The 23,777-nt window shown below is 45.3% G+C and carries 23 protein-coding genes and 1 riboswitch; of the genes, 11 read left to right on the forward strand and 12 right to left on the reverse strand.

The window, feature by feature from the left end; all coding sequences use genetic code 11:
- The 3 genes from B2899_RS15840 to B2899_RS15850 all read left to right on the forward strand — a co-directional run.
- Positions 1–365: class I adenylate-forming enzyme family protein (locus B2899_RS15840; RefSeq protein ID WP_414631790.1), on the forward strand; the 365-nt coding region annotated here is incomplete at its 5' end.
- A 1-nt stretch (position 366) separates the two neighbouring features.
- Positions 367–1,536 (forward strand): thiolase domain-containing protein, encoded by a 1,170-nt coding sequence (locus B2899_RS15845; protein WP_286887086.1) that lies wholly within the window; start codon positions 367–369, stop codon positions 1,534–1,536.
- A complete protein-coding gene (locus B2899_RS15850; RefSeq protein WP_286887087.1) occupies positions 1,533–1,868 on the forward strand; it encodes a Zn-ribbon domain-containing OB-fold protein in 336 nt (111 codons plus the stop codon). The genes B2899_RS15845 and B2899_RS15850 overlap by 4 nt, the downstream gene beginning before the upstream one ends.
- A gap of 90 nt (positions 1,869–1,958) precedes the next feature.
- Here the strand turns inward: B2899_RS15850 and B2899_RS15855 are convergent, their stop codons facing one another.
- A complete protein-coding gene (locus tag B2899_RS15855; protein WP_146809220.1) occupies positions 1,959–2,516 on the reverse strand; it encodes a cysteine hydrolase family protein in 558 nt (185 codons plus the stop codon).
- A 121-nt stretch (positions 2,517–2,637) separates the two neighbouring features.
- Between B2899_RS15855 and B2899_RS15860 the strand changes: the two genes are divergently transcribed.
- The 5 genes from B2899_RS15860 to B2899_RS15880 all read left to right on the forward strand — a co-directional run bounded on the left by B2899_RS15860 (position 2,638) and on the right by B2899_RS15880 (position 8,200).
- Entirely contained in the window at positions 2,638–3,063 is a 426-nt protein-coding gene (locus B2899_RS15860) for an Lrp/AsnC family transcriptional regulator (RefSeq protein ID WP_146809219.1), read from the forward strand.
- Positions 3,064–3,414: 351 nt separating this feature from the next.
- A complete protein-coding gene (locus tag B2899_RS15865) occupies positions 3,415–4,656 on the forward strand; it encodes a CaiB/BaiF CoA transferase family protein (RefSeq protein WP_146809218.1) in 1,242 nt (413 codons plus the stop codon).
- A 22-nt stretch (positions 4,657–4,678) separates the two neighbouring features.
- Complete coding sequence (locus tag B2899_RS15870; RefSeq protein WP_286887128.1) at positions 4,679–5,887, forward strand: acyl-CoA dehydrogenase family protein; 1,209 nt, start codon at positions 4,679–4,681, stop codon at positions 5,885–5,887.
- 359 nt (positions 5,888–6,246) lie between these two features.
- Positions 6,247–7,227: an NAD(P)H-dependent flavin oxidoreductase gene (locus B2899_RS15875; RefSeq protein WP_146809217.1), complete on the forward strand. Its 981-nt coding sequence runs from the start codon at positions 6,247–6,249 to the stop codon at positions 7,225–7,227.
- Between the two features lie 184 nt (positions 7,228–7,411).
- Positions 7,412–8,200 carry an enoyl-CoA hydratase/isomerase family protein gene (locus B2899_RS15880; RefSeq protein WP_146809216.1) on the forward strand — a complete coding sequence of 263 codons (789 nt, stop codon included), beginning with the start codon at positions 7,412–7,414 and terminating at the stop codon, positions 8,198–8,200.
- 325 nt (positions 8,201–8,525) lie between these two features.
- Here B2899_RS15880 and B2899_RS15885 read toward each other — a convergent pair whose 3' ends face one another.
- From B2899_RS15885 to B2899_RS15900, 4 genes are all read right to left on the reverse strand, one after another.
- Entirely contained in the window at positions 8,526–9,287 is a 762-nt protein-coding gene (locus B2899_RS15885; protein WP_286887092.1) for a DUF3050 domain-containing protein, read from the reverse strand.
- A gap of 495 nt (positions 9,288–9,782) precedes the next feature.
- Positions 9,783–11,180 carry an amino acid permease gene (locus B2899_RS15890; RefSeq protein WP_286887094.1) on the reverse strand — a complete coding sequence of 466 codons (1,398 nt, stop codon included), beginning with the start codon at positions 11,178–11,180 and terminating at the stop codon, positions 9,783–9,785.
- Between the two features lie 185 nt (positions 11,181–11,365).
- Entirely contained in the window at positions 11,366–11,854 is a 489-nt protein-coding gene (gene pssA / locus B2899_RS15895; RefSeq protein ID WP_286887096.1) for a CDP-diacylglycerol--serine O-phosphatidyltransferase, read from the reverse strand.
- 714 nt (positions 11,855–12,568) lie between these two features.
- The gene (locus B2899_RS15900; RefSeq protein WP_286887097.1) at positions 12,569–12,847 is read right to left on the reverse strand and encodes a hypothetical protein; all 279 of its coding nucleotides are present in this window, start codon (positions 12,845–12,847) and stop codon (positions 12,569–12,571) included.
- Positions 12,848–13,320: 473 nt separating this feature from the next.
- On the opposite strand from B2899_RS15900, the gene B2899_RS15905 reads away from it, so the two are divergent.
- Positions 13,321–15,006, forward strand: a complete 1,686-nt coding sequence (locus tag B2899_RS15905; RefSeq protein ID WP_170230175.1) for a methyl-accepting chemotaxis protein — start codon at positions 13,321–13,323, stop codon at positions 15,004–15,006.
- A gap of 565 nt (positions 15,007–15,571) precedes the next feature.
- Here B2899_RS15905 and B2899_RS15910 read toward each other — a convergent pair.
- Positions 15,572–17,389: an APC family permease gene (locus B2899_RS15910; RefSeq protein WP_146809210.1), complete on the reverse strand. Its 1,818-nt coding sequence runs from the start codon at positions 17,387–17,389 to the stop codon at positions 15,572–15,574.
- A gap of 239 nt (positions 17,390–17,628) precedes the next feature.
- Positions 17,629–17,783, reverse strand: a riboswitch (cyclic di-AMP (ydaO/yuaA leader).
- 383 nt (positions 17,784–18,166) lie between these two features.
- On the opposite strand from B2899_RS15910, the gene B2899_RS15915 reads away from it, so the two are divergent.
- On the forward strand, positions 18,167–18,370 hold the full coding sequence (locus B2899_RS15915) for a hypothetical protein (RefSeq protein ID WP_146809209.1): 204 nt from the start codon (positions 18,167–18,169) through the stop codon (positions 18,368–18,370).
- Between the two features lie 19 nt (positions 18,371–18,389).
- Positions 18,390–18,941 (forward strand): hypothetical protein, encoded by a 552-nt coding sequence (locus B2899_RS15920; protein ID WP_146809208.1) that lies wholly within the window; start codon positions 18,390–18,392, stop codon positions 18,939–18,941.
- A 56-nt stretch (positions 18,942–18,997) separates the two neighbouring features.
- Here B2899_RS15920 and B2899_RS15925 read toward each other — a convergent pair whose 3' ends face one another.
- The 6 genes from B2899_RS15925 to B2899_RS15950 form a co-directional block, all read right to left on the reverse strand.
- Positions 18,998–19,660, reverse strand: coding sequence for a hypothetical protein (locus tag B2899_RS15925; protein ID WP_146809207.1), 663 nt, complete (start codon positions 19,658–19,660; stop codon positions 18,998–19,000).
- 70 nt (positions 19,661–19,730) lie between these two features.
- On the reverse strand, positions 19,731–19,856 hold the full coding sequence (locus B2899_RS15930; protein ID WP_281285992.1) for a hypothetical protein: 126 nt from the start codon (positions 19,854–19,856) through the stop codon (positions 19,731–19,733).
- A gap of 21 nt (positions 19,857–19,877) precedes the next feature.
- Positions 19,878–20,135: a hypothetical protein gene (locus B2899_RS15935; RefSeq protein WP_146809206.1), complete on the reverse strand. Its 258-nt coding sequence runs from the start codon at positions 20,133–20,135 to the stop codon at positions 19,878–19,880.
- 1 nt (position 20,136) lies between these two features.
- Positions 20,137–21,792 carry a sigma-54 interaction domain-containing protein gene (locus B2899_RS15940; protein ID WP_286887102.1) on the reverse strand — a complete coding sequence of 552 codons (1,656 nt, stop codon included), beginning with the start codon at positions 21,790–21,792 and terminating at the stop codon, positions 20,137–20,139.
- A gap of 42 nt (positions 21,793–21,834) precedes the next feature.
- Complete coding sequence (locus tag B2899_RS15945) at positions 21,835–23,271, reverse strand: aldehyde dehydrogenase family protein (RefSeq protein ID WP_286887104.1); 1,437 nt, start codon at positions 23,269–23,271, stop codon at positions 21,835–21,837.
- Between the two features lie 27 nt (positions 23,272–23,298).
- Positions 23,299–23,777: aminotransferase class III-fold pyridoxal phosphate-dependent enzyme (locus B2899_RS15950; RefSeq protein WP_286887106.1), on the reverse strand; the 479-nt coding region annotated here is incomplete at its 5' end.

Consider the following 23,777-nt stretch of genomic DNA (forward strand, 5'->3'; position numbering starts at 1 on the left):
TAGATGAGGAAGGATACTTTTTCTTTGTGGACCGTGTCAAGGATATGATTAAACGGGCCGGAGAAAACATTGCGGCGAATGAAATTGAAAAAGTCATCGCGGAGCACCCGGATGTATATGATTGTGCCATTATCGGCATACCGGATGAGGTTCGTGATGAATCAATTAAAGCGTACGTGGTTCTCCGGGAAGGAAAAGCAGCGATGGAAGCAGACATTATCACATTCTGCCAGTCCAGGCTGGCCAAATTCAAAGTCCCTGAAGTTGTGGAATTTGTAACGGAACTGCCGAGAACGTCTGTAGGAAAAATTCAAAAGCACCTCCTTCGAAAATGGCACGAAGAAAGAGAAAAGGAGCTGAGGTAAGATGGCACTTGCATCTGTCATTGGAGTAGGTTCAACAAAGTATGGAAAACTCCCCTCTACTTTTATTGAGCTTGTAACACAAGCGGCAACTGAAGCGTTATCGGACGCCGGAATTGGACCGGACGAAATTGAGGGCATGTATTTGGGGAACTTTGCGGGTGAAAGCTTTATTGGACAAAACCATCTTGCCGCCTACGTTGCTTCTGCTTTAGGGTTGCAGGGTGTTCCCGCAACGAGAGTGGAAGGAGCCTGCGCTTCTGGAAGCCTAGCTATACGACAGGCAATTTTCGCGATTAAAAGCGGGTTTTGTAAGCGCGTACTCGTCATTGGAGCGGAAAAAATGACATCACTTCCGACTTCCGGGGTTACCCATGTACTGGCTCAGGCCAGCAACAAGGATTTGGAAGTAAACGCAGGGTTAACGTTCCCAGGCGTATTCGCACTTGCTGCTCAACGGCATATGTATCGATATGGAACCACCAGAGAGCATCTCGCCGCGGTAGCGGTAAAAAATCATGACCATGCTTTATTAAATCCAAAGGCACATCTACATAAAAAAATAAGCATGGAAGAAGTGTGTGGCTGCCCCGATATGGTGGCGGCTCCCTTAAACCGATATGATTGCTCCCTTATTTCTGACGGAGCGTCTGCTATGGTTTTATGTGCTCCGGAGTTGGCAGGTGATTATAAGCAGCCTATCATAGACATCATTGGGTCTGCACAGGCTTCCGGAGAATTTGAGATATTTGCAAGTCCTGAACTTACATCCTTTCCGGCTGCGCGGATAGCGGCCGAAAAAGCATATGAAATGGCTGGAGTGCAGCCAAACGATATATCGTTTGCAGAAGTTCATGATTGCTTTACGATTGCAGAAATTATCGCGACAGAAGACCTTGGCTTTTTCAAGCCCGGAGAAGGAGGACCGGCGGCTCTTGCCGGAAAAACCCGGCTGTGCGGCTCCATACCGATTAATCCAAGCGGCGGATTGAAAGCAAAGGGACACCCGGTCGGATCGACAGGTGTAGGACAGGGTGTGGAAGTGATTTATCAACTGCGAGGGCAAGCTGGTGAACGGCAGGTGCAGGATGCGCGGATTGGCTTGACCCACAACATCGGAGGCTCTGGCGGCACTTGTACAGTTCATATCTACAAAAGGAGGGAGCAAAATTGAGTCAGCATATACCCGCGTATCACTGCACGCACTGTGGCCGGCAAAGCCTAGTTCCCCAGGGTTACTGTTCACAATGCCGCAGTGCACACAGCTACGAGGCGTTTGATCACGACATGGAAGGGACTGTTTTTTCCTATACCATCATCTATGTGTCGGATGAAAAGTTTCAAGCTGATGTTCCTTATGTTCTGGCGATTATCGAGTGTCCGGGCGGCTTGCGTGTACTCGGAAGATTATATCAACCGCATAACCGGCCTGTAGCGATTGGACAGCGCGTAAAGCTGCATACGGTTGAGAATGGTGTCGCCATCTTTCACAATACAATTTCATAACTCGGAGTCTTAGAGCCTCCAGGGTTTCTGTTGCTTTTTCGCCCGAGTCATCGCTCTTTTGAGCGATGACTCGATTTCGTATGTTGTTCTTTATTTTTTCATTTTTTCCAGGAAAGAGTCCGCTGTATCAATTTGAGCGTAAAGGCCATTAAGCGCCGCCATGAATGTGTCATGAACGTCGGCGGCAGGGATGGTACGACCACGGATAGAAAGGGCTGGAGATGTACATGCATCCTCGATGACTGTACAGCGAAAACCGTAGTCGGCGGCAGCGCGAGTCGTAGCATCGATGCACATATGACTCATCATACCGCAGATAACGACATGCTCGATGCCTGCTTCCTGTAGGTGAGTGAGAAGTGGAGTTTCGCGGAAGCTGTTCGGGTAATTTTTTTGGATAACGATTTCGCCTTCAAGCGGGGCCACTGTTTCATGGATATCCGCTCCTTCCGTTCCTGGAATGAAGAATGATGCGCCGGGCTGTTGTGAAAGATGTTGAATGTGGAAAAACAGCAGGCTGTTGTTCCGGAAGAAATCAAGCAGCTTACGGGCGTTCTGTGCGGCTTTGTGTGGTTCATGCAGTTCCATGCGGCCGTTTGGGAAATAATCGTTCTGAATGTCGACAAGAAGTAAAGCGGTTTTTTCCATTATTTTCTCCTCCTAAGAGATTTTTGTGTTATAACTGAAGTATAACGGCGGGCAGTGCATAGGGGAATAAACCGGTGAAACGCTTTGCCGCCATTTTATTTCACAGTGAAAGGATTGGCGTATGTTTGACGAGGCGGATTTACGTATTGTAAAGCTGTTGCAGGAGAATTCACGTATGAGCTGGAAAGAGATCGGTGAACACGTACATTTGACCGGACAGGCGGTTGGCAATCGTATTCGTCGCCTGGAAGAGGCGGGCGTCATCGAACAATACACGGTTGCACTGAACGAAGCCAAGCTCGGACGGACAGTGACCGCATTCATTACCGTTCTTATGAAATCGGCGAACCACACGGCATTTCAAGCTTTTATAGAGAAGGAAGAGATAATCGCCGAAGCGCATCGCATCAGTGGGGATGGATGTTATTTTTTGAAAGCGCATACGACATCGCTCGAAGAGCTTGATGCGCTTTTGAACAGGATTCTGAAGCATGGAAACTACCGGGTCAGCTTATCTATCGGAAAGTTGAAACCTTCTTTTCCATGAACAAAAGGGCAGCGGTTTTGGTCCGCTGCCCTTTTGTTTTTGTTTCATCCATATACCGTCGCCGTAGTAAACCTAAGAATTTTGCGCTCTTTTTCAACGATAATAAATTCTTAACATATTTAATGGTTGACTAAATAGATTAAATATATAGTATAATTAAACTTGAAAGAAAAATTCGTACAATTTTAAACATGACTGTTTATGTCTGTCCTCTTTCCCGCCAGAAATGAGTTCACAGGCAAGGAGCCAGTCGCATTCCGGTTACTGAATCTTCTGTATTACGGAGATTCTCTGCCCAGGAATACGGACTGGCTTTTTTATATATGCGTCACACAGAAAAGGAGGGAGTGCATGCTTACTTCACCGTCGAATCAAGAAAGTGTAGCCGATTGTCCGGAAGTTTATGTTCCGGGCGCGCTGGAAGGAATTAAAGTTATTGATTTGACCCGTGTACTGGCAGGACCTTACTGCACAATGATTCTCGGTGATCTGGGGGCTGATGTTATCAAAATCGAAGCGCCAGGCGGAAGCGATGAGACGAGGGGATGGGGACCACCTGAAATCGGCGGGGAAAGCGCTTACTATCTGTGTGCTAACCGCAACAAGCGGGCCATGACGCTCAATTTGAAGAATCCAAAAGCGCGGGATATTCTGAGGGAGATGATTAAGGATGCGGATGTGGTCATTAACAACTTCAAGACGGGCACGATGGAGAGGTGGGGACTTGGCTACGATACTGTCTCCGAATTAAATCCACGCCTGATTTACGCTTCGATTAGCGGCTTTGGACAAACCGGACCCTATAAGGATATTCCGGGCTATGATTACATCGTGCAGGCAATGGGCGGCATGATGAGCATTACCGGAAGCGAAGAGACGGGACCGATGAAGGTGGGGGTGGCGATTGCGGACGTGGCTACCGGGCTGTACGCGGCTATTGGTATTCTGGCGGCGCTGCGTGAGCGGGACCGTTCAGGTACAGGGCAGATGATCGACCTGGCGCTGTTCGATTCACAGATTTCTCTTCTGGTCAATGTGGCGAGCAACTATCTCGTCTCCGGTAAGGTGCCGAAGCGGTATGGCAACCAGCATCCCAACATCGTACCGTACCAGACATTTGCGGCTGCCGATATGAAGATGGTGGTTGCGGTCGGAAATGATCAGCAATTCCGCAAGCTATGCGCTTTGCTTGGACGAGAGGAATGGAGCCAAGATCCACGGTTTTCGACCAATTCGATGAGGCTTGCGAACCGGGATGAAATCTGTGGACTTCTCCAGGAAGAGTTCAAGCGGCGTCCGGCGGCGGAATGGTTGTCTGAATTGACGAAGGCAGGCATTCCGAACGCGCCTATCTATGACATGAAACAACTGTTCCAGGACCCGCAGGTAGAAGCGCGCGGAATGAAGGTAGACGTCCCGCACCCGACGGCGGGCAGTGTGCCGATGGTGGGAAGTCCGCTCAAGTTATCGCGGACACCGGTTTCCGTCCGCCATCATCCGCCGCTGGCGGGTGAGCATACGAAAGAAATTCTGCTCGAGTACGGATTCGAGGAGGAACAAATCAACCAATGGTTGCAGGATCACATTATTTAATCAAAGGAGCGAATAAGATATGATGCATTTCGGTTTAACGGAAGAGCAAGAAGCAGTGCGAAAAATGGTGCGCAGTTTCGTGGATAAAGAAATTATGCCGCATATTCAAGAATGGGATGCGAAAGGCCATTTTGAACGAAGCATTATGACTCGGCTTGCCGACCTGGATTTGATGGGGGTATGCATTCCGGAAGAGTACGGCGGCAGCGGCATGGACTACAATACGCTGGCGATTGTGTGCGAAGAGCTGGAGCGCGGCGATACGGCATTCCGTACAGCCGTTTCCGTGCATACCGGATTGAACAGTATGACGCTTCTCCAATGGGGAAATGAAGACCAGAAGCAGCGTTATCTCAAACCGCAGGCAAAAGGCGAAAAAATCGGTGCCTTCGGCCTGACGGAGCCGAACGCCGGGTCCGATGTGGCAGCCATGCAGACAACGGCGGTGCGTGATGGTGACTACTATGTGCTGAACGGACAGAAAACATGGATTTCGCTGTGTGATGTGGCTGATCATTTCCTTGTATTCGCTTATACGGATAAATCCAAGAAGCACAAAGGAATTAGCTGCTTCATTGTGGAGCGCACATTCGAAGGCTTCTCGTCTAAGGCAATCAAAGGAAAGCTCGGAATTCGCGCCGGCAATACGGGTGAAATCTTCTTTGACAACGTGCGTGTACCGGCGGCCAATCTGGTGGGAGAAGAAGGAGAAGGTTTCAAAATTGCGATGTCGGCGCTTGATAATGGACGGTTTACCGTGGCGGCGGGCGCATGCGGCCTCATTCAAGCATGTCTGGAAGAAAGCTTAAAGTACTGCCATGAGCGCAGCACATTCGGCAAAGAGATTGGTAAGCATCAACTGGTGCAGCAGATGATCGCCAAGATGGTCGACGGATTGGAAACTTCGCGTTTGCTTGTATATCGCGCGGGCTGGTTGAAGAACGAAGGAAAACGCAACACGCGAGAAACATCGCTTGCTAAATGGCATGCGTGCGACGCAGCTTTCAATGCGGCGTGCGACGCGGTGCAAATCCATGGAGCGTATGGTTACTCCAATGAGTATCCGGTGGAACGCTTCATGCGCAATGCCAAAGCGCCGGTTATCTATGAAGGTACACGTGAAATTCATACGATCATGCAGGCGGAGTACGCGCTTGGCTACCGTCAGGATAAGCAGCTGCGCCGTATGTTGCCGGCCTGGCCGTTTACCGAGGAAACGGTGGAAGTATAACAAAACAACCATAGCCGATTAGCCACAAGCCCTGCCATGAAAATGAAGGGGAAGGGGCGGCTGCCTTTTTGTGATACGATTGAAAAAACGCGCCTCGCATACTCTCCGGCTGGAAGAGCGGCGGCGCGTTTTTTAATGTATAGGAAAGTATATTTCGCTTTATAGTGATAAAGTGAAATGTACTTTCCCTCCATTCGTAAGCGGGAAACAACTTCATCGAACTTCGGAGACAAATATTTCTCTTTGCTACTTGATCAGCTTATATTAAAATAATCATAGTATTTCGATTATATTTGTTTCACATCCCTGTTTTACCTGTTCAGGTTCTTTATCTCTGTTTTTTGAAAGGATGAGAAAAAATGACAGAAAAATTACCTCCGCAGATTAAAGATCAAATCGTATTACCTGTTATCGCTGCCCCAATGTTTCTCGTTTCCAGTCCAGAGATGGTTATCGAAGGTTGTAAAGCCGGGATTATTGGCTCGTTTCCGCTACTGAATGCCCGTACAGTTGACATTTTGGATGACTGGATGAAACGCATTACAGAAGAACTTGCAAAGGTGCGGATGGATGAGCCTAAGCGACGCGTTGCTCCGTGGGCAGTGAATCTCATCGTACACCGGACAAATCAACGATATGAAGAGGATATAGAGCTTATAAAGAAATACCAACCGCCGATTGTCATTACATCACTCGGTGACCCAAGCCCGGTTGTTAGCATCGTGCATGAGTATGGCGGACTTGTTTTTTCGGATGTCATTAACCTTGTTCATGCCAGAAAGGCCGCTCAGAAAGGTGTCGATGGATTAATTCTCGTTTGCAGCGGGGCAGGTGGCCATGCCGGAACAATTAATCCAATTGCCTTCATTGGAGCGGTAAGGGAATTCTGGGACGGAATTACAATTCTTGCCGGCTGTATATCGGGCGGGCAAGATATTCTCGCAGCAAAGGCTTTAGGTGCCGATCTCGTCTATATGGGAACGCGCTTTATTGCCACTTCTGAAAGCTTTGCAAGCGATGAATACCAAAACATGTTGGTGGAATCGAATCTCGAAGACATTATTTATACGGATGCGTTTAGCGGTGTGAATGCGAATTACCTTATCCCAAGCATTCAGAGAGCAGGTCTTGACATAGATCAACTCCAGAAAAAAGAGTCTATGGATTTCTCTTTCTCTCAAGGGAATCAATCTGGAGCCAAGGCGTGGAAAGACATTTGGTCTGCGGGACAGGGGGTAGGCACGATTAAACGAATTGTACCCATCGCTGAAGTGGTTGAGGAGCTTCAGAATGAGTATGAGCAAGCGCTGACTTCGTTATTGGCGAAGCATTCGAAATAAATCTCAAAATACGAAAAGTATCTTTAGCTGGAATTTTTGTCATGATGATAAATCTTAATAAAAATTTATCTTCCACTACCGAGAATCATTTTTATATCCGTTATTCCAAAAAGTATTGTATAATATATCCAATTAAAGTGTAATCTGAGCGACCGTTCACTCAGATTATGCAAGGGAGGCACTGATGATGAGCTATACTACACTTACTTTCGATGTAAGGGATAATGTCGCAACCATTACGCTTAACCGACAAGAAGCAGCCAATGCTATGAATCTTGATCTGGCTAAAGATCTGATGCATGTCGCTTTAAAATGTGATGAATCACCTGAGGTGCGAGCTGTAATCATAACCGGTACCGGCAGTGCTTTTAGTGTTGGTGGCGACTTGAAGAGTTTTTCCGAGCAAGGAAGTCATTTACCTGGCCACTTAAAGGAAGTGACTACATATCTACATGCGGCAATTTCCCGTCTTACTCGTATGGATGCTCCGGTAATCGCCGCGGTGAACGGCGTGGCTGCAGGGGCTGGAATGAGTTTAGCTATCGCCGCCGACCTTGTTATTGCTGCCGAGTCAGCCCGCTTTACCATGGCCTACACTAGAGTTGGTTTGACCCCTGATGGGTCTGCAAGCTATTTCTTACCACGTATTGTTGGGTTAAAACGCGCCCTTGAACTCACTTTAACGAACCGGGTACTTTCAGCACAGGAGGCCTATGAATTAGGGATCGTGACACAAGTTGTGCCTGATACCGAGGTGCTTACTCAGGCTAATGTAACAGCAGCACAACTTGCAAACGGGGCGAAGACTGCACTCGGTGCAGCCAAACGCTTGCTTCACAGCGGATGGAACCAAACACTGGAAACTCAAATGGAAAATGAAGCACAAACCTTAGCAAAAATGGCACAGACAACAGAAGGCATCGAGGGAATTACGGCTTTTTTAGAGAAAAGAACACCCAACTTTAAAAGATAACATGTAATGTAATACTCCTGGGTAATCCCAATCCCTCTTTAGACTTTCCTATACCATAACAAAGCCGATTTTTTCTCAATGTAGGAAAAATCGGTTTTTAATTAATTACGTACTACACGTTAGAAGAAATTAATCAAGCTATTGAAGATTCTAGAAAGGGGACGACAATTAAACCGGTTATTAAGCTTACTTAAAGTATATATATTTACTTCGAACCACGATAGGATATGAAAACGATAGATGACGCCTATGATGAGCGCACATTTAAAAGCCGTTCCAGAACTCTGGAACGGCTGCAGATTATTAACAAACTAATTAAATGTTATCAAAGTCCCTTTTCTTGAATTTCCATTAATACCCCGTCCCACAAATTTTTTCGCATCTGTAGTGAAATCTGAGCGATTTGTATGGCTTCCTCTTTCTTTTTTGGATCATCTCCGCATAAATCGGATAAAAGTTTTTCAGCAAGAGGGCCGTGTTTATCTTCATCTAATTCAATATGTCGTCTTAAATAATAATTCAATCGTTCATTAGAAGAGCCTTCTTTTTTCAAGGAATCCACCAAAAGCTTAAACATGTCAGGGATTAAGCCTTCTCTCCCGTAGAAAAAAGCAGAAGCCACTTCATGAACTTGTCCTTTTAAGGATAAGTTTAAATTAAAGGTAACAAACTTTGCCACAGTAGAAGGGATTATATCCTGCTCTAATGCTTTTTTATAATCGACACCATTTTTTATCGCATTTAGAAAAGCATTGATAGGAGCTGCGTCGGCCCCAGACTCCTCCATAGCTTCAAGATAAAGTTGAAAATGACTCGCATATCCCCCTCTTCCATCTTCATCAGATTCTTCTGCAAGAACAATCTCGTTAATAAACCGAGTATAGGAAGGTATTGCATAGGGAAGCCAGGGGACCTCAATCGAAGTTACAGATTGTTGAAGTCTTTTTAATAAACTCATGAAATCCCAGACCGCAAACACATGATGTTTCATTAACACCCTAACTCGATCAGGTGTATTCATTTCTTTATACATAGGATGGGAAAGAAGCCCATCACGAATAATTTCTAATTTATGTATCCCTGTCATGAAATAATCTCCTGTATTCTTATTCTTTAATAACTACATTATCCTAAATGTACCTTTACATACTACTTATAAAATATCCAATATTTCCCTTGTATTAATCCTATATTTCAAATGGTTTTTTATTGTTATATTCTGGATGAAGGTAAAGGAGAAATATACATTCTTAATGTTAATCATTATAAAATACTAATGGCTCAAGAAACAAACTTTACGGAAACATCTTTTTAAAAATAGTTTTAACCTGAATGATTCATAGTCTAAAAACACATGAAGCGCTGAGCGGATGGCAAGAAGAAACAGATGTATGTTGCCCTGTTTTTACGCAATTTAGGTAAGGGATTATGAGAGAAATACAGATGGCAGTTAATCTGAAATTGAGGAAATGAAACGGCTGTTCATAGATACTGCACAGGCAGACGCTTGATAACAAAAAGTCCCGCCTTATCCGGTGGCAGGCGGGACAGCAGATTACCGTTGATAAGACGGTTCCATGCTTTATGGCGTATTTTCTGTTTGAGCTGCTTCGCCATGCGGACGCTTATGCAATCCTTTGGCGAAGTAGAAAATAACAAGAATCAGATACCAGGCCGGGCCGACGATAAGGGCGATACGGGTCTCCGGAAAGTACGCCATCACTCCCACTACACCTATCAGAAACGCAAGCGTTATATAGGAACTGAACGGAAACATTGGCATCTTATACTTCAAATTGTGCACCTGTTCCGCTTTCAGGCTTTTCCGATAGCGAATTTGTGCCAGCAGGATGACGGCCCAGGTCCAGATGGCGCCGAACGTACCGATGCTGGTCACCCATTGGAACACTTTGGCCGGTACGATATAGTTTAGCAAAACTCCGATGAGCAGCGCGCCGGCGGATGCGAGAATCGCCACATTCGGCACACCCGACTTGCTGATTTTTTTGAAAGATTGCGGTGCTTCTTTTTGCTGCGCCAGATTAAACAGCATGCGACCGGTGCTGAAGATACCGCTGTTGCAAGAAGACAGCGCAGCGGTCAGTACAACAAAGTTGATAATACCTGCGGCATACGGAATGCCCAGCCTGTCAAACGTCATTACGAACGGGCTGCCTTTGCCTTCCAGTCCATTCCATGGATAGATAGAAAGAATCACGAACAGCGCGCCCACATAGAAGATGAGAATACGCCATAATACCGTATCGATTGCTTTGGCCAATGATTTCTCCGGATTTTTGACTTCACCGGCGGTAACCCCGATCATTTCGATGCCGAGGAATGCAAATAGAACCATCTGCATCGACATCAGGATACCGGTAAAGCCGTTCGGCATGAACCCTCCATGCGACCATAGGTTACTGATGCCTACAGGGACACCGCCGTTGCTGAAACCAAAAATAATCATACCAAGTCCGACGACAATCATCAAAATAATGGTAACGATTTTGATAAGAGCAAACCAGAATTCCAGCTCTCCGTAAACTTTAACGGCAATGAGGTTAACGGCACCCATGATGATAAGCGCGGCCAGTGCCCAGAGCCATTGCGGGCTGTCCGGGAACCAGAACTGCATATAGACGCCGACTGCCGTAATTTCAGCCATGCAGGTGATAATCCAAAGAAACCAGTAGTTCCAGCCTGTCAGGTAGCCGGCCATCGGCCCTAAGTAATCGCGTGCATAGCGACTAAAAGAGCCTGCGACCGGGTTTTGAATCGCCATTTCTCCGAGCGCGCGCATGATAATGAACATAGCGGCGCCAGCCAATGCATAGGCAAGCAGAATGGCCGGACCTGCCATTTTGATTGCAGAAGTAGAGCCCAGGAACAGGCCCACCCCAATTGCCGCACCCAGCGACATGAGCGTGATATGACGTTCTTCGAGACCACGATGAAGCTCTGTTGCGTGCTGTTTTTTCATAAGACCTCCCCAGATTATTTATCTATATATTATTTTCAAAAAAGGAAACGCTTACATCGAAAAATTATAAATTATATTTTCTTAATTTAACAGCTTTTTAAACGAAGTTCATCTATTCTGATTATTTTGTAAATAAATGAATTGGAAAAATAAAAAAGCTCCCGGAATCAGGAGCCTGAGTCATGCTATAGTTTTGGAATGCGAACTGGACTAACCATCAGAATCGCCAGAACAAGCATAAGCAGAGGGCTGGAAAAAGAGAATAGCGCTAACACGGCCAGGATAAGTCCAGCCATCGTAATCGGTACGCCTATATAATAGCCCACTGTCGGTTGAATATTGAAACGGCCCAGACGCCAGGCGCCGGCGATCGGAAATGCGATAAACGCAATTGTCAACAGCGGGGAAGGTGTATGCATTGTGTGAATCAAGATGGCAGGTGCGACACCGAAGCTGACAATATCGGCCAGGGAATCCAGTTCGACGCCCATCGGGCTATCGACCCGCAGTATGCGCGCAAGTTTACCATCAAACACATCGCAGAGCGCAGCGAGCAAAATGAGCAGGGCGGCCATTTTATAATATTCATTCATGGAAAACGTAAGCGAAAAAATTCCACATACGAGATTTCCAAGTGTAAAGCTATTGGGAATAGATCTTCGAATCGAACTCATTCTTCACCTCAGAAGCATTCTTTATTTGCATTGTATCATAGGAAATGGCAAATAAAAATAACCCATCAGCAAAACGCTGATGGGCTTTCGGTTTTATTGCGACACTCTGACTGTGACAACGTTTCATCCATAACATAGAGGGAAGGGGGACTGGCGAGAAGCTGGGGGTCCTTGTTAACCGATAAGAAGTCTGAGGAGCAAGTCTCACAAATGTTCATATCTACACGATGTGAGTCTCCCCGCTTGACCTGCAGGCAGGATAGGCAAACATACATCCTCATACTTTGTCCTCCTCCTATAAAGTAATACTTTCTTATTATAGCATACTTATTTGAAAATTTGTACTACATTTATGTTGTTTCTTGGTTTTAACACTAAAGCATGAGGTGTAGAAGTGACAGAATAGTCTTTCTCCTAATATAATAAGCGGGATTATTATATTTTGATACAGAAAACCACCATGCTTTTCAGCCGCAACCCCAACATGAAAATGAGGGGAAAGGTGAACGCCTTTTTCTTCCCCGGATCTTATTTCCTCTTTCTCTCCTTCTTTCCTCACGATTTTCACAGAAAAGAAGAAGCAGCCAAGAAACAATGAGATTGCGATAGACGAACGGAGCAGGAAAGCCCGCTCCGTTGTTTTTGGTTATCTGCACCTTTTTTGGACGTAAAAAATCGGGCCAAAGCGTATCTCTGACCCATCGAAGTGAATCTCTATTTCCATTCGATACATTGAATAATCTTGTTCTTGAATAAAACAAGCAAAAAGTCGATGTAGTAATTTTGACGGACAATGACTTGATATTCATGGTTGGGATGCGAATAGAAAATTACATCGGTGTATATTTTGTCGCTGTCGAAAAACATGCGTACCTTACGCAGAGCAGGTACGATAGTATCCACGTCTTTGACTTTGAAAATAAATTCTTTGTCGTTGTTGTTGGCTTTTTCCTCGATGATCAAAAGGTCGGTTTTATAGCGGTAGGTAACCATATAAGTGTCCTCCTTTTTTATATGAGATAGCGTAAATAAATATACACCGTAGAAATCAGTGCGGAGAATGCGGATGCAATGGCGCTCATCCAGAGAATGAGCAGGGAAGAGGCCATGAGTGCCTATTGTTGTATTTTAAAACTTCTTATGCTATAAGTATTCTTCATTACAATTCTTATACGTGAAAAGATAAAAAAGGTTTTAAAAATAGTATAAAAATTGTGATGGTACGAAAAGAAATAAGGCGAGTGCGAATTTGCTTTTTAGAGAAGAAAAGCTGCTGGAAGTGGGAGTGATGTTCTCAAGTCCTGGCATAACCAAAAGTAACGTTTTGGATATAGAATGTGCCCGGACAATGATTCCGGACTTCTTAAATTCATTAAACAAGGTATTTATGACTACTTAAATAGGTACTCTTATTTATTGGAAGAGTGTAAAATGGATACATATTCATGCATGGAGGAGAGGAAGAAATGAGCATAAGCAAGAAATTGTTTTCTGGTTTTTTTGCTGTTCTTTTGCTTTTAGCGATGATAGCGGCAATTGGCAGTTACCAAATTTCGTCCGTAAACAATACATACTCTGACTTAATTGATGACCGAGTCAAAAAACTTAATATTACTAAAGAGTTGAAGTATTTGTCAGCACAAGAAGCTAAAGCGGTTCGGGGATATTTAGTTTCGGGTGATGATTCGGATTTCAAAAGTTATGAGGAAAGCAAAAGTAAATTCTTGGAATTATTAAACCAAATGCAGCAGATTACAAAGTCGAAAGAAGCTCAAACTCTTTTGCAACAGTTAAATCAACTTCATATTGAGTACGAAGAAGTAGCTAAGCAAATGGCTGCGTACAAAAAACAAGGTAATGTAGAAGGCTACATTGCGCTTATGAAGGAAAAGGGAACGCCTATAGGAGTAAAATTCGCTGAAAAAGCGCAACAGCTAGAAAAATACCAGCAGGATTCATTGCATAAAGGGAGCCAGGAAACGTCTGCTAAAGTCTCAAATGTTAAAAGCGTTGTATTAATGATTTCGATTGTTACGTTAGTAATCGGAATGCTTATTGCTTTTTATATCAGCCGCATTATATCTAAACCCGTTATAGCAGTAGCAGAAGCAGCGAAACAAATTGCAGAAGGCGATCTTTCCATCTCTGATATTCATATAAAAAACAGAGACGAAATTGGGGAAATGGCACGTTCGTTTAATCACATGAAGCAAAATTTGCGGGAGTTAATTCGTAAAGTGAGTATAAGTTCCGAACAGGTAGCTGCTTCTTCCGAGGAATTGTATGCAGGTTCTGAACAGTCTGCTGAGGCAGCCAATCAAGTAGCTACGTCTATTCAAGAAATTTCTGGCGCCACAGATGCCCAGATGAAAAGTATGGAAGAGAATAGAAAGGCGATGGAAGAAAGTGCAGCTGGATTGCAACGTATTGCTGAATCAGCTTCCACAGTTTTAGAATCATCCACAGAGGTGCTGCATGAGGCCGAACAAGGAAATGAGGTTATAGTTAAAACGATACGACAAATGGAAAGCATAAATCTTTCCGTGCAGGAAGCTGCCGCTGTAATTAAAGATTTAGGAGAAAACTCAAAGCAGATTGGAAAAATTATTGAGGTTATTAGTGACATTGCAAATCAAACAAATCTCCTGGCGCTTAATGCTGCAATTGAAGCTGCACGGGCAGGTGAAAACGGAAAAGGATTTGCTGTTGTTGCAGATGAAGTAAGAAAGCTTGCAGAACAATCCAAACAATCTTCCGAACAAATTGCAGTCTTAATTCAGAACATACAAGAAAACACGAGACATGCTGTAAGTGTAATGGAAAAAGGAACAGAAGAAGTCAAGTCTGGATCTGCAATCGTACATCAGGCAGGAGAGGCTTTCCATCACATTTTGGATTCCATTCAGCAGGTTACTAATCAGGTACAAGAAGTATCAGCAGCAACAGAAGAAATATCCGCAAGTACAGAACAGTTGACAGCCTCTATAGACCAGATTACACGTATTTCGACAGATATATCAATGAACACACAGGCAGTCGCTGCAGCCTCTGAAGAACAGCTGGCATCGATGGAGGAAATTACAGCTTCTGCAGATTCTCTAAGTAAGCTTGCCCAGGAATTACAAAATGAAGTGACCAAGTTTAAGGTTTAATCCCCTACAGTAAATATAGCTACACTAAAAAAGCAGTTCTAAGTCTTCTAAAGGAACTGCTTTTTTGCATAAGGAATATTATCGGATGCGCATTAATGTACAAAAACATTTTCCTTTATATTCCTTATGTTATAACATGGAATAAAAAGGAAGGTGAAAGAGATGCACAGAGAAAAGAAAGTGTACATATCTAAAGTCGATGGGAACGGCAGAATCATACTTCCGGACGATCTGGTGAGAAGCATACACATACATAGCGGCCTGCTAAATGTTCGAGTGGAAGAAAGAAAGCTCCTGGTGAAAGAACCGGAGCCAGATTATCATTTCAATTGGAAACCAGATAGGAAGTAACCCGGCGTATGCCGGGCCATTTTATTTCTAAGCTCTTTTCGTAAGTATTATTGTTTTATTTAGCTATTGATTCCCATTAGCTAAATAAGAAAACTGACCTTTTTATTGAGATTATAAATTTATTATAGAACGTGACACTTTAAATAAAGAAAAACTGCCCTGTAATTAGTAGGACAGTTTTTTGGTTAAGATGAAATTTTTAAGGTGTTCAATTTTATTTTTTTAAACGATAGGGTACCGTAGCAATTTTTACATCTTGTCGTGCAAATAAATAGGCACGTAACAATAGGCTTGTTTGGTTGTGCAGCAAATTATGCCACCAACGCTTTGTAATAAACTGTGGGATCATAACTGTCACGTGGTCCGTCTCTGCCTTTTTCCACTCCACCGTGTCAATAAACTTAAATAAAGGTCTTACAATACTACGGTAATGAGAACGCAGAACAATCAGGCGTACACCTGGATTCCACTCTTCCCATTTTTTCTCCATTTTTTTAATGGACTCTTCATCAAAACCAACATAAACGGCTATGATATCATCTGACAGTGATTGAGCATAGCTAATGGTATTTCGAACAACCTGTGTAATACCAGCAACAGGAATAACAATAACACTCCCTTTTGGTCGAGGCTTGTCTGTTGCGATGTCAAGACGCAGTTCGTCAGCCAAATCCCGATAATGCTGGTTAATTTTCAGGAATATAAAAATAACAGCGGGTAAGAACAAGAAAATCGTCCATACATGTGAGAATTTTGTAATCAAGAAAATAAGGCAAATGGTAAGGGTCGTCAGCATTCCGAGAGTATTAATAAGAAAAGGGGGAAACCATCCTGGTGGTTTTTTCGTAATCCACCGCTTCATCATTCCTGCTTGTGACAACGTAAAAGGGATAAATACACCAAGAGCATATAATGGGATTAGATTTTCAGTTTCCCCTCCAAAAGCAATAACCAAGAGTGCTGAAAGAATACCCAAGAAAATGATGCCATTTGAAAACCCAAGCCGGTCTCCTCGAACCATAAACATATTGGGTAAGAAACGATCTTTCGCTAACATAAACGCAAGCAAAGGGAAGGCAGCAAAAGCAGTATTGGCAGCCAAAAACAAAATGAGTGCTGTTACAGCCTGAATAAAGTAATACATAATTCCCCGTCCAAATACGGCTGATGCAATTTGAGATACGACCGTTTCTTCTGCGGCAGGAGCGATGCCATATGCATACGCTAGAAGGCTAATGCCCATGAACATGACGCCAAGGATAATTCCCATCATAATAAGCGTCATTGCAGCATTTCTGGGAGCTGGTTCTTTAAAATTAGGAATCGCATTGGATACCGCTTCTACCCCTGTCAATGCTGAACAACCTGAACTAAATGCTCTTAATAATAGGAATAACGTAATGCCTGGAACGGCAGCTCCATAAGTGGGAGTCTGAGCATGGACATTGCCTGTCACCCATTGATACGCACCGCCGATAATCAGGAGAAGAATAGCGACAACAAACAGATAAACGGGATACATTAAAATCGTTGCAGATTCTGTAATTCCACGTAAATTTAAAATCGTTAACGTTAAAATCATCAAGAGCGCAATCATGACACGATGCTCATGCAGAACTGGAAAAGCTGATGTAATAGCATCAGTAGAAGCTGAGGTGCTTACCGCCACGGTTAAGATATAATCCACCAGCAAAGAACCCCCAGCAACCAGCCCTGTGTAGGTTCCTAAATTGTCTTTTGCCACAATATACGCCCCACCGCCTGTTGTATACGTATAGATCGTTTGGCGATAAGACAAAATGAGGATCGTTAAAAGAGCAAGAACACCAAATGAAATAGGGATGGAATACCATAATGCTACTGTACCCATGGCGATTAATACGAGAAGAATTTGTTCTGTTCCGTATGCCACAGAAGATAAAGCATCCGAAGAAAGTACAGCGAGTGCTTTTAATTTATTTAATTTTTCTTCTCCGAGCTCATCTGATTTCATCGGTCTCCCGATTAAAAATCGTTTTAATCTCGTTACCATAATTCCCTCCAGGACATTTTAGGTAGTTTTCCCTGATTTACGAAAAAAATTCAAAAAACACATAGTTTACAATGTGTTTATCGCGGTTTCAATGTTTGTGAACCCTCCTTCTCTTTACTTCGTTTTCTGTTTTTACTTTAGATACATCAAAAAAAGGCAACAAAAAAAGCCTAACGAGAAGGAACTCTCTCGCGGCTTTTGGGCATAGTCAAATAAACTATGTCATACACACGATATGGGTTGCCTCTCTTGATACGCTTACGAGGTTAGCTGACGGATTCGGATGTAAGAGTCACCCTACTCGATCATTCGAGATTCACCCCATGCGGCTTCTTTGATAAACCACGATTGGTTCCCCCGTTCCCTTATGAAAGGGACTCAGCGATTTCGGAATTTGTTGGGTTGTTAATTTGATGAAATTAATATTACTCCTCAAGAAATGCAGTTGTAAAGAACCATTACAATCAAAAAATAATCTTAACATATAAAAATGTATAGTATGTCTTACTTTTCTTCATTTATCTCTTGTTAACTAGTTTCTTTCTTACTTTTCTCGTTTTTAATCTGCCTTTTATATATTTTCCCAAAAACATTATTTCGAAACACTTCATAAATTGGTCACTGGTCTTATGAGAACAGAGTAAAGAAATGAGAGTAAGTTAAAAAAAGCGACCCGGCTGAGTGCCGGGTTTTTGCTTGGGAGTGAAAAACACTCTAAGTAAGATAGAAAATAGGTTATAATAATAAAAATGAATCTTAGAAAAGGAGAGGTTACTTTTGGTTATGTTTTCTAGTCCCGGAATGATTATGTTATTCATTACCGGTGTCATTATTCTGATCGTCTTCTTCGGCGGAATTATTACGGCCATCGTGCAAACGGCGCGCGGTAACCTGAAAGTTGATTATGATGCTATCGCCGCCAAAAATGCGTTAGAGGACGAAGAACGGCGCAGGATGAAAAAGCTGAGCAAGCAGAAGTAAGCCGATAGGAGAGACTTTTGTGTTCGATCCGACTATCTTCGAAAACATTAAAGTAGCGCTGGAAAGCGCGGTATATGATTTGGATTTTGCCGGAGACATCCTGGTTACATCGCGCAGCGATCGCGTAGAGTTAGCGGCAATGTCCCGTGAATACGCAATCGGGTTTCGGGACCGCAGACAGGAGGAAGGAGCAGCGATTACCACCCGGCTTGTGCTTTCAGCCGGTACGGCCGATCTGGCGGGTGAAATTCTTGAAATTCCGGAGACGGTGGAGAGAAAATTCGGCTGTACGCTTCGCGTCGTGTTCGCTATGAACATGGATGACATGGCCCGCTGCGTAGAAATAAAAGAAATCCTTGATACAATCTGGTCCTACCGTCCACGCATTACCCAGGAGTTATCCTTTGTTTATCAAGCTTTTTCCGAAGGAAGCCCTATCGTGTACCGTAATACGGTGACGCTTGATTTTGGCCGGAAAATCAACGAAGATAATATCGACGACCTGTTCAATATTGTAGAGCATACCGTTCTTTCGCTGCGCCGATTGGCGAACGACGAATTGAGCAGATAACGAAAGCCCTTCATGCGCAGAATGCGGTGAAGGACTTTTTTTGATGGGGAGTGTTACTATGCTTGCTGCTGCAGCAGTGCTGTCTTTGGTTTAGCTGCGAGTGAATAACCATAGAAAATCAGTGTAATGCCGATGCTGTTGGCAATCGGCAGGATGTCTGTCAAGCCGAATCGGGTCAATGTGCCACCCATGGCGATGATCAGCGAGCCGACGCCGATCCAGAGACCGGCCTTGGAATGACGGCGGAAAAATGTATAAAAAGAACCGATGATAAGTGCAAAACTACCCGGAATGGTCAGCAGTGGCGAATACAGACGCACTTCGCGCGGCAGCGCGGTTCCGCCAATCTCTTCGCCGTGCAGTGCCAACTGCTCAAGGTGAAGAGAAGAATTAAACACTTTGACAAACATACTGATAGTAAGCACGCCCATCAGCAGAAGAAAAGTATGCGCCAACTTTGGCTTTACCGTAAAATACAGCTGGCCTGCGCCGAGAAATGCCACAAGAGACGCTGCCGCTACATACCAGATACGGTACATTGTAGATTCCCAGCCGATAAGGTATGACAGTGTACTGCCCAACGCGCTAAAGAAATAAAAGAAGAAGCCGATAAACCATGCCAGATGGCTGGGTTTTCGTTTGGCGAGCCATTGACGCAGAATACTATAGGCGAAATAGCCGGATAAAACGGTTGCAAAACCCCAGAGAATAATATTCATTTCTCATCCCTCATTATTGTATAAATTCCACACAGAGAAATACCCCTGTTTCACATGCAACAGGGGATTTCTACAATCTTACCATATACCAGAACCCTAAACCCATCATTACAATACCTGTAACCAGCGCTCCGATCATGAAATAATACATAGGCTGGTTGTTGCGTCTGCGATAGAAAAACTCGAACACATCCATTCACTTCCTCTTATGATCTGCTTATATCATATCATGAAAGTGAATTTCAAGCTCCGTGTCATTTGTGACAGTATCGTCAAGAGTAAGTGAGCGATTGGCGGGAGTTCGGATGGATAAAACTGTCTCCAGTGTGGACCTGTCCCGCTCAGGCGGCAGCGCCTGACAAAACCAGGGATGAATGGTCAACAGAATCTCGAGAATGGCGCCAACGGTATGCGGGCGGTCCAGGTGGAAATCCATTGTCTCTGTGGCTTGCGTCCCGTATATCGTGATCAGCATCTCACAGTTCCTTTACATATTTATTGACTTTGCGCATTGCGCTGGACTGGCTTATGCCGAGCATCTCCGCCAGCTTGTACGTGCTTCCGCACTCTTCATACGCCCGGCGTATAATCTGACCTTCATAGCGTTCAAGCTGGTCTTTCAGCGTCATTCCTTCTTCCGGCTCAGGCGGCGGTGCTTCTTCGTCATCGTAGAGCGCACGCGTGATATGTTCCGCTGTAATGACGTCTTCATCCGCCGTTACCACAATCCGCTCCAGGAAGTTGCGCAGCTCCCGAATGTTGCCCGGCCATTGCGCACGCCGCAGCTCTTCCGCGGCCGTATAGCTGAGTTTCTTCTCGATGCCATACGTCTCTTTAAACTCTTCGAGAAAACGGATGGCAAGCGGTACGATGTCTTCCTGTCGTTCCCTGAGCGGCGGAATCGTAATCGGAATGACATTCAGCCGGTAATATAAATCGTTGCGGAAGGTTTTCTCTTCCACTTTCTTTTTCAAATCTTGATTGGTGGCCGCGACAATGCGTACATCCACTTGAATCGGAGTCGTGCCGCCAATGCGGAAAAACTGTTTCTCCTGCAGTACGTTCAGCAGTTTAGCTTGCATCGAAAGCGGCAATTCCCCGATTTCGTCCAGAAACAGTGTGCCTCCGTTTGCAGCTTCGAACAGCCCTTTTTTTCCTTTCTCATGCGCACCGGAAAACGCTCCGCGTTCGTATCCGAACAGCTCGGACTCGATGAGAGATTCGGGAAGAGCGCTGCAGTTCACAGAGAGAAAAGGTTCCTGTTTGCGTGGACTCATGTTGTGCAGGTAGCGGGCAAGGTGCGTTTTTCCCACACCCGATTCTCCGAGCAGCAGCACCGTACTGTCTACCTTCGCGACTTTTTCGATTTTGGATAGCACGGCAAGCATTGAAGAGCTGCGCACAGTGAGTTTTATGCCGGATGCTTCCTCTCGCAGTTGCAAAGTTTCTTCATACGTCTCTACACGCTCTTGCAACTGGTCGAGCTGTTCGCGCAGATTTAATAGCTCAGTAATATCGCGCGAATTGCTGACGACGCGAATCAACTGGCCGTCCTGTGTGAAAACAGGGGTGGCCGTCACCAGCAGCCTGCGTCCGTTCTGTGTCTGCTGCACGAGGTTGATTTGCTTGCGTTGTTTTATGACGTCGAGCGTCGCAGAAGGGGAGAAAATCCCCTGAGCTACCAGCTCGGTGACGTGTTTGCCGACCATCTGCTCGGCGGTCAATCCGTAGTTGCGTTCACAGGCCCCGTTTACCCGAACGGTATATCCTTCGCCGTCGGTAACAAAAATTTCGTCATAGGCCGCAGCGAATACGCTTTTTAGTTCCGCGTACAGATGTTCATATTCCGCAGCGACATGGCTTTCTTTGGTCTCCCATGGAAAGATGAGCCAGGCAAACCCGTGCGGTTCTGCCAGCAGTCTTCCTTCCCAAAGAAAGCCGTCCATTCGCTGAAGAAAATCACCGTCCGCCGCCCATTTTCGCAGGCGGACGGATAGATCGGTAGGCGTTATGCCCTGCTCGAAAAACCACCTCTCGATCAGCTTGTTATATGCGAATGTTTCTTCATTCAGATAACAGAATCCGATCGAGAAGCTGGTGAGAAACGATGCGATATCGATATCCGCTTGCATGAGGCGCCTCCTTATCGTAAGGCGCGGATTTATACGGCCATATTATTTATTGCGGTTGAAGCAGACAAGCTTCATTTCGGTCATTTCTTCGGTCGCGTACTTGATGCCTTCACGTCCCACGCCGCTTTCTTTCACGCCGCCATAAGGCATTTGGTCGACACGGAATGTCGGGAAGTCATTAATCATTACACCGCCTACTTCCAGACGTTCAGCCGCGTGGAATGCACGCTCAATATTATCGGTGTATACACCGGCCTGAAGTCCGTAGCGGGAGTCGTTTACCGCGTCGATCGCTTCGTCGAATGAATCAAACGGGCTGATAATGACGACCGGTGCGAACGTTTCCTGGCAGCTTACTTTCGCATGCGGCGGTACGTCAACGAGAACGGTCGGTTTAACAAGGTTGCCTTCCGTGCCGCCGGTCAATACCTTCGCGCCGAGGGCTTCGGCTTCTTCAATCCAGGAGGCGATGCGGTCGACGTCTTTTTGTGAAATCAGCGCCGCAATGTCGGTTGTCTCGTCCTGCGGGTCACCGATACGTAGATTCTGTGTTTCCGCAACGAATTTCTCTACAAACTCATTATACAGGGAGCGGTGCACGTAGATGCGTTGCAGGGAAATACATACCTGTCCCATGAATGTGAACGCGCCTGTTACCGTTCGTTTGATAATCCGGTCAATATCGAATCCTTCGTCAATGATCAAGCCGGAGTTAGAACCGAGCTCAAGTACGACACGCTTCAATCCCGCTTTAGAACGGATTGTTTTGCCGACTTCCGGGCTGCCGGTGAACGTAATCATTTTCACACGGTCGTCGCATACCATCTCGTCTCCGACTTCGCTCCCCGGACCGGGGATAACCTGAAGGGCACCAGCCGGAAGCCCGGCTTCTGCGAACAGATCAGCGATGAAGAAGGAGGATAGCGGCGTTTGGTCTGCCGGTTTCAAAATGACCGCATTCCCGGCTGCGAAGGCAGGTCCAAGCTTGTGTGCCACCAGATTGAACGGAAAGTTGAACGGCGTGATTGCTCCGACAACACCGAGCGGATGACGCACGGTATAGGCGATGCGATTTTCACCCATAGCTGAAGCGTCCATCGGAATGGTTTCTCCGTGCAGGCGGCGCGCTTCGTCGGCCGCGAATTGGTAGGTTTCAATGGTCCGAGCGATTTCACCGCGGGCTACCGTAATCGGTTTAGCCGCCTCAAGCGTCAGGATGCGTGCTGCTTCTTCTTTCCGTTCCTTCAGAAGCAAGGATACGTTCTGCAGAATGGCAGCGCGTTTATGGGCCGGCAGTTTCGCCATTACCTCCGCTGCTTCTTCTGCATAGTCGATTGCCGCTTTCATGTCTTCCCTGGTACCAATGGCGACTTCTGCAATAACTTCTCCGGAATGCGGGGAACGAAGCTCCTTATAGGAGGCCGCTTCTTTTGTTCCGCCAGCGATATACAGAGGTTTTTTCGGTATTATTTGATTCATGGCTAGAACCCCTTTCTTCCTAAATCATTATTGTACTTGCAGAGCAGATGTTGCAGCAGCGATGGATTCTTCGAGGATGTCGAGGCCTTCTTCGAGCTGTTCGTCCGTAATGACGAGCGGCATCAATACGCGTATTACGTTGCCGTATAAGCCCGCGCTCAATGTAATTAAGCCGCGTTTGTTGGCTTCATTAATAATTGTGCCCACAATTTCTTTGTTTGGTTCTTTGGTTTGTTTGTCTTTGACAAATTCCATCGCGCACATAGCACCCAAACCGCGTACGTCTCCAATTATATCGTATTTTTCCGCAAGATGGTTAAAGCGCTCTATCACTTTCTCGCCGATTACACGGCCCCTTTCATTAAGGTCATATTTCTCGATTACATCGAGCACGGCAAGCGCTGCACGGCATCCGAGCGGACTTCCCGCATAGGTACCCCCAAGCTCGCCCGCATTGGCCACTTCCATAATTTCTTTGCGTCCGATAACGCCGCTGATCGGAAGAC

The organism is Aneurinibacillus sp. UBA3580 (assembly GCF_002375825.1).
Taxonomy (GTDB): Bacteria; Bacillota; Bacilli; order Aneurinibacillales; family Aneurinibacillaceae; genus Aneurinibacillus; species Aneurinibacillus danicus.

Coding starts and splice junctions, on each gene's coding strand:
- B2899_RS15845 (WP_286887086.1), top strand. CDS start 367: ATGGCACTTGCATCTGTCATTGGAGTAGGTTCAACAAAGTATGGAAAA.
- B2899_RS15855 (WP_146809220.1), bottom strand. CDS start 2,516: ATGGAAAAAACCGCTTTACTTCTTGTCGACATTCAGAACGATTATTTC.
- B2899_RS15860 (WP_146809219.1), top strand. CDS start 2,638: ATGTTTGACGAGGCGGATTTACGTATTGTAAAGCTGTTGCAGGAGAAT.
- B2899_RS15865 (WP_146809218.1), top strand. CDS start 3,415: ATGCTTACTTCACCGTCGAATCAAGAAAGTGTAGCCGATTGTCCGGAA.
- B2899_RS15870 (WP_286887128.1), top strand. CDS start 4,679: ATGCATTTCGGTTTAACGGAAGAGCAAGAAGCAGTGCGAAAAATGGTG.
- B2899_RS15875 (WP_146809217.1), top strand. CDS start 6,247: ATGACAGAAAAATTACCTCCGCAGATTAAAGATCAAATCGTATTACCT.
- B2899_RS15880 (WP_146809216.1), top strand. CDS start 7,412: ATGATGAGCTATACTACACTTACTTTCGATGTAAGGGATAATGTCGCA.
- B2899_RS15885 (WP_286887092.1), bottom strand. CDS start 9,287: ATGACAGGGATACATAAATTAGAAATTATTCGTGATGGGCTTCTTTCC.
- B2899_RS15890 (WP_286887094.1), bottom strand. CDS start 11,180: ATGAAAAAACAGCACGCAACAGAGCTTCATCGTGGTCTCGAAGAACGT.
- pssA (WP_286887096.1), bottom strand. CDS start 11,854: ATGAGTTCGATTCGAAGATCTATTCCCAATAGCTTTACACTTGGAAAT.
- B2899_RS15900 (WP_286887097.1), bottom strand. CDS start 12,847: ATGGTTACCTACCGCTATAAAACCGACCTTTTGATCATCGAGGAAAAA.
- B2899_RS15905 (WP_170230175.1), top strand. CDS start 13,321: ATGAGCATAAGCAAGAAATTGTTTTCTGGTTTTTTTGCTGTTCTTTTG.
- B2899_RS15910 (WP_146809210.1), bottom strand. CDS start 17,389: ATGGTAACGAGATTAAAACGATTTTTAATCGGGAGACCGATGAAATCA.
- B2899_RS15925 (WP_146809207.1), bottom strand. CDS start 19,660: ATGAATATTATTCTCTGGGGTTTTGCAACCGTTTTATCCGGCTATTTC.
- B2899_RS15930 (WP_281285992.1), bottom strand. CDS start 19,856: ATGGATGTGTTCGAGTTTTTCTATCGCAGACGCAACAACCAGCCTATG.
- B2899_RS15935 (WP_146809206.1), bottom strand. CDS start 20,135: ATGCTGATCACGATATACGGGACGCAAGCCACAGAGACAATGGATTTC.
- B2899_RS15940 (WP_286887102.1), bottom strand. CDS start 21,792: ATGCAAGCGGATATCGATATCGCATCGTTTCTCACCAGCTTCTCGATC.
- B2899_RS15945 (WP_286887104.1), bottom strand. CDS start 23,271: ATGAATCAAATAATACCGAAAAAACCTCTGTATATCGCTGGCGGAACA.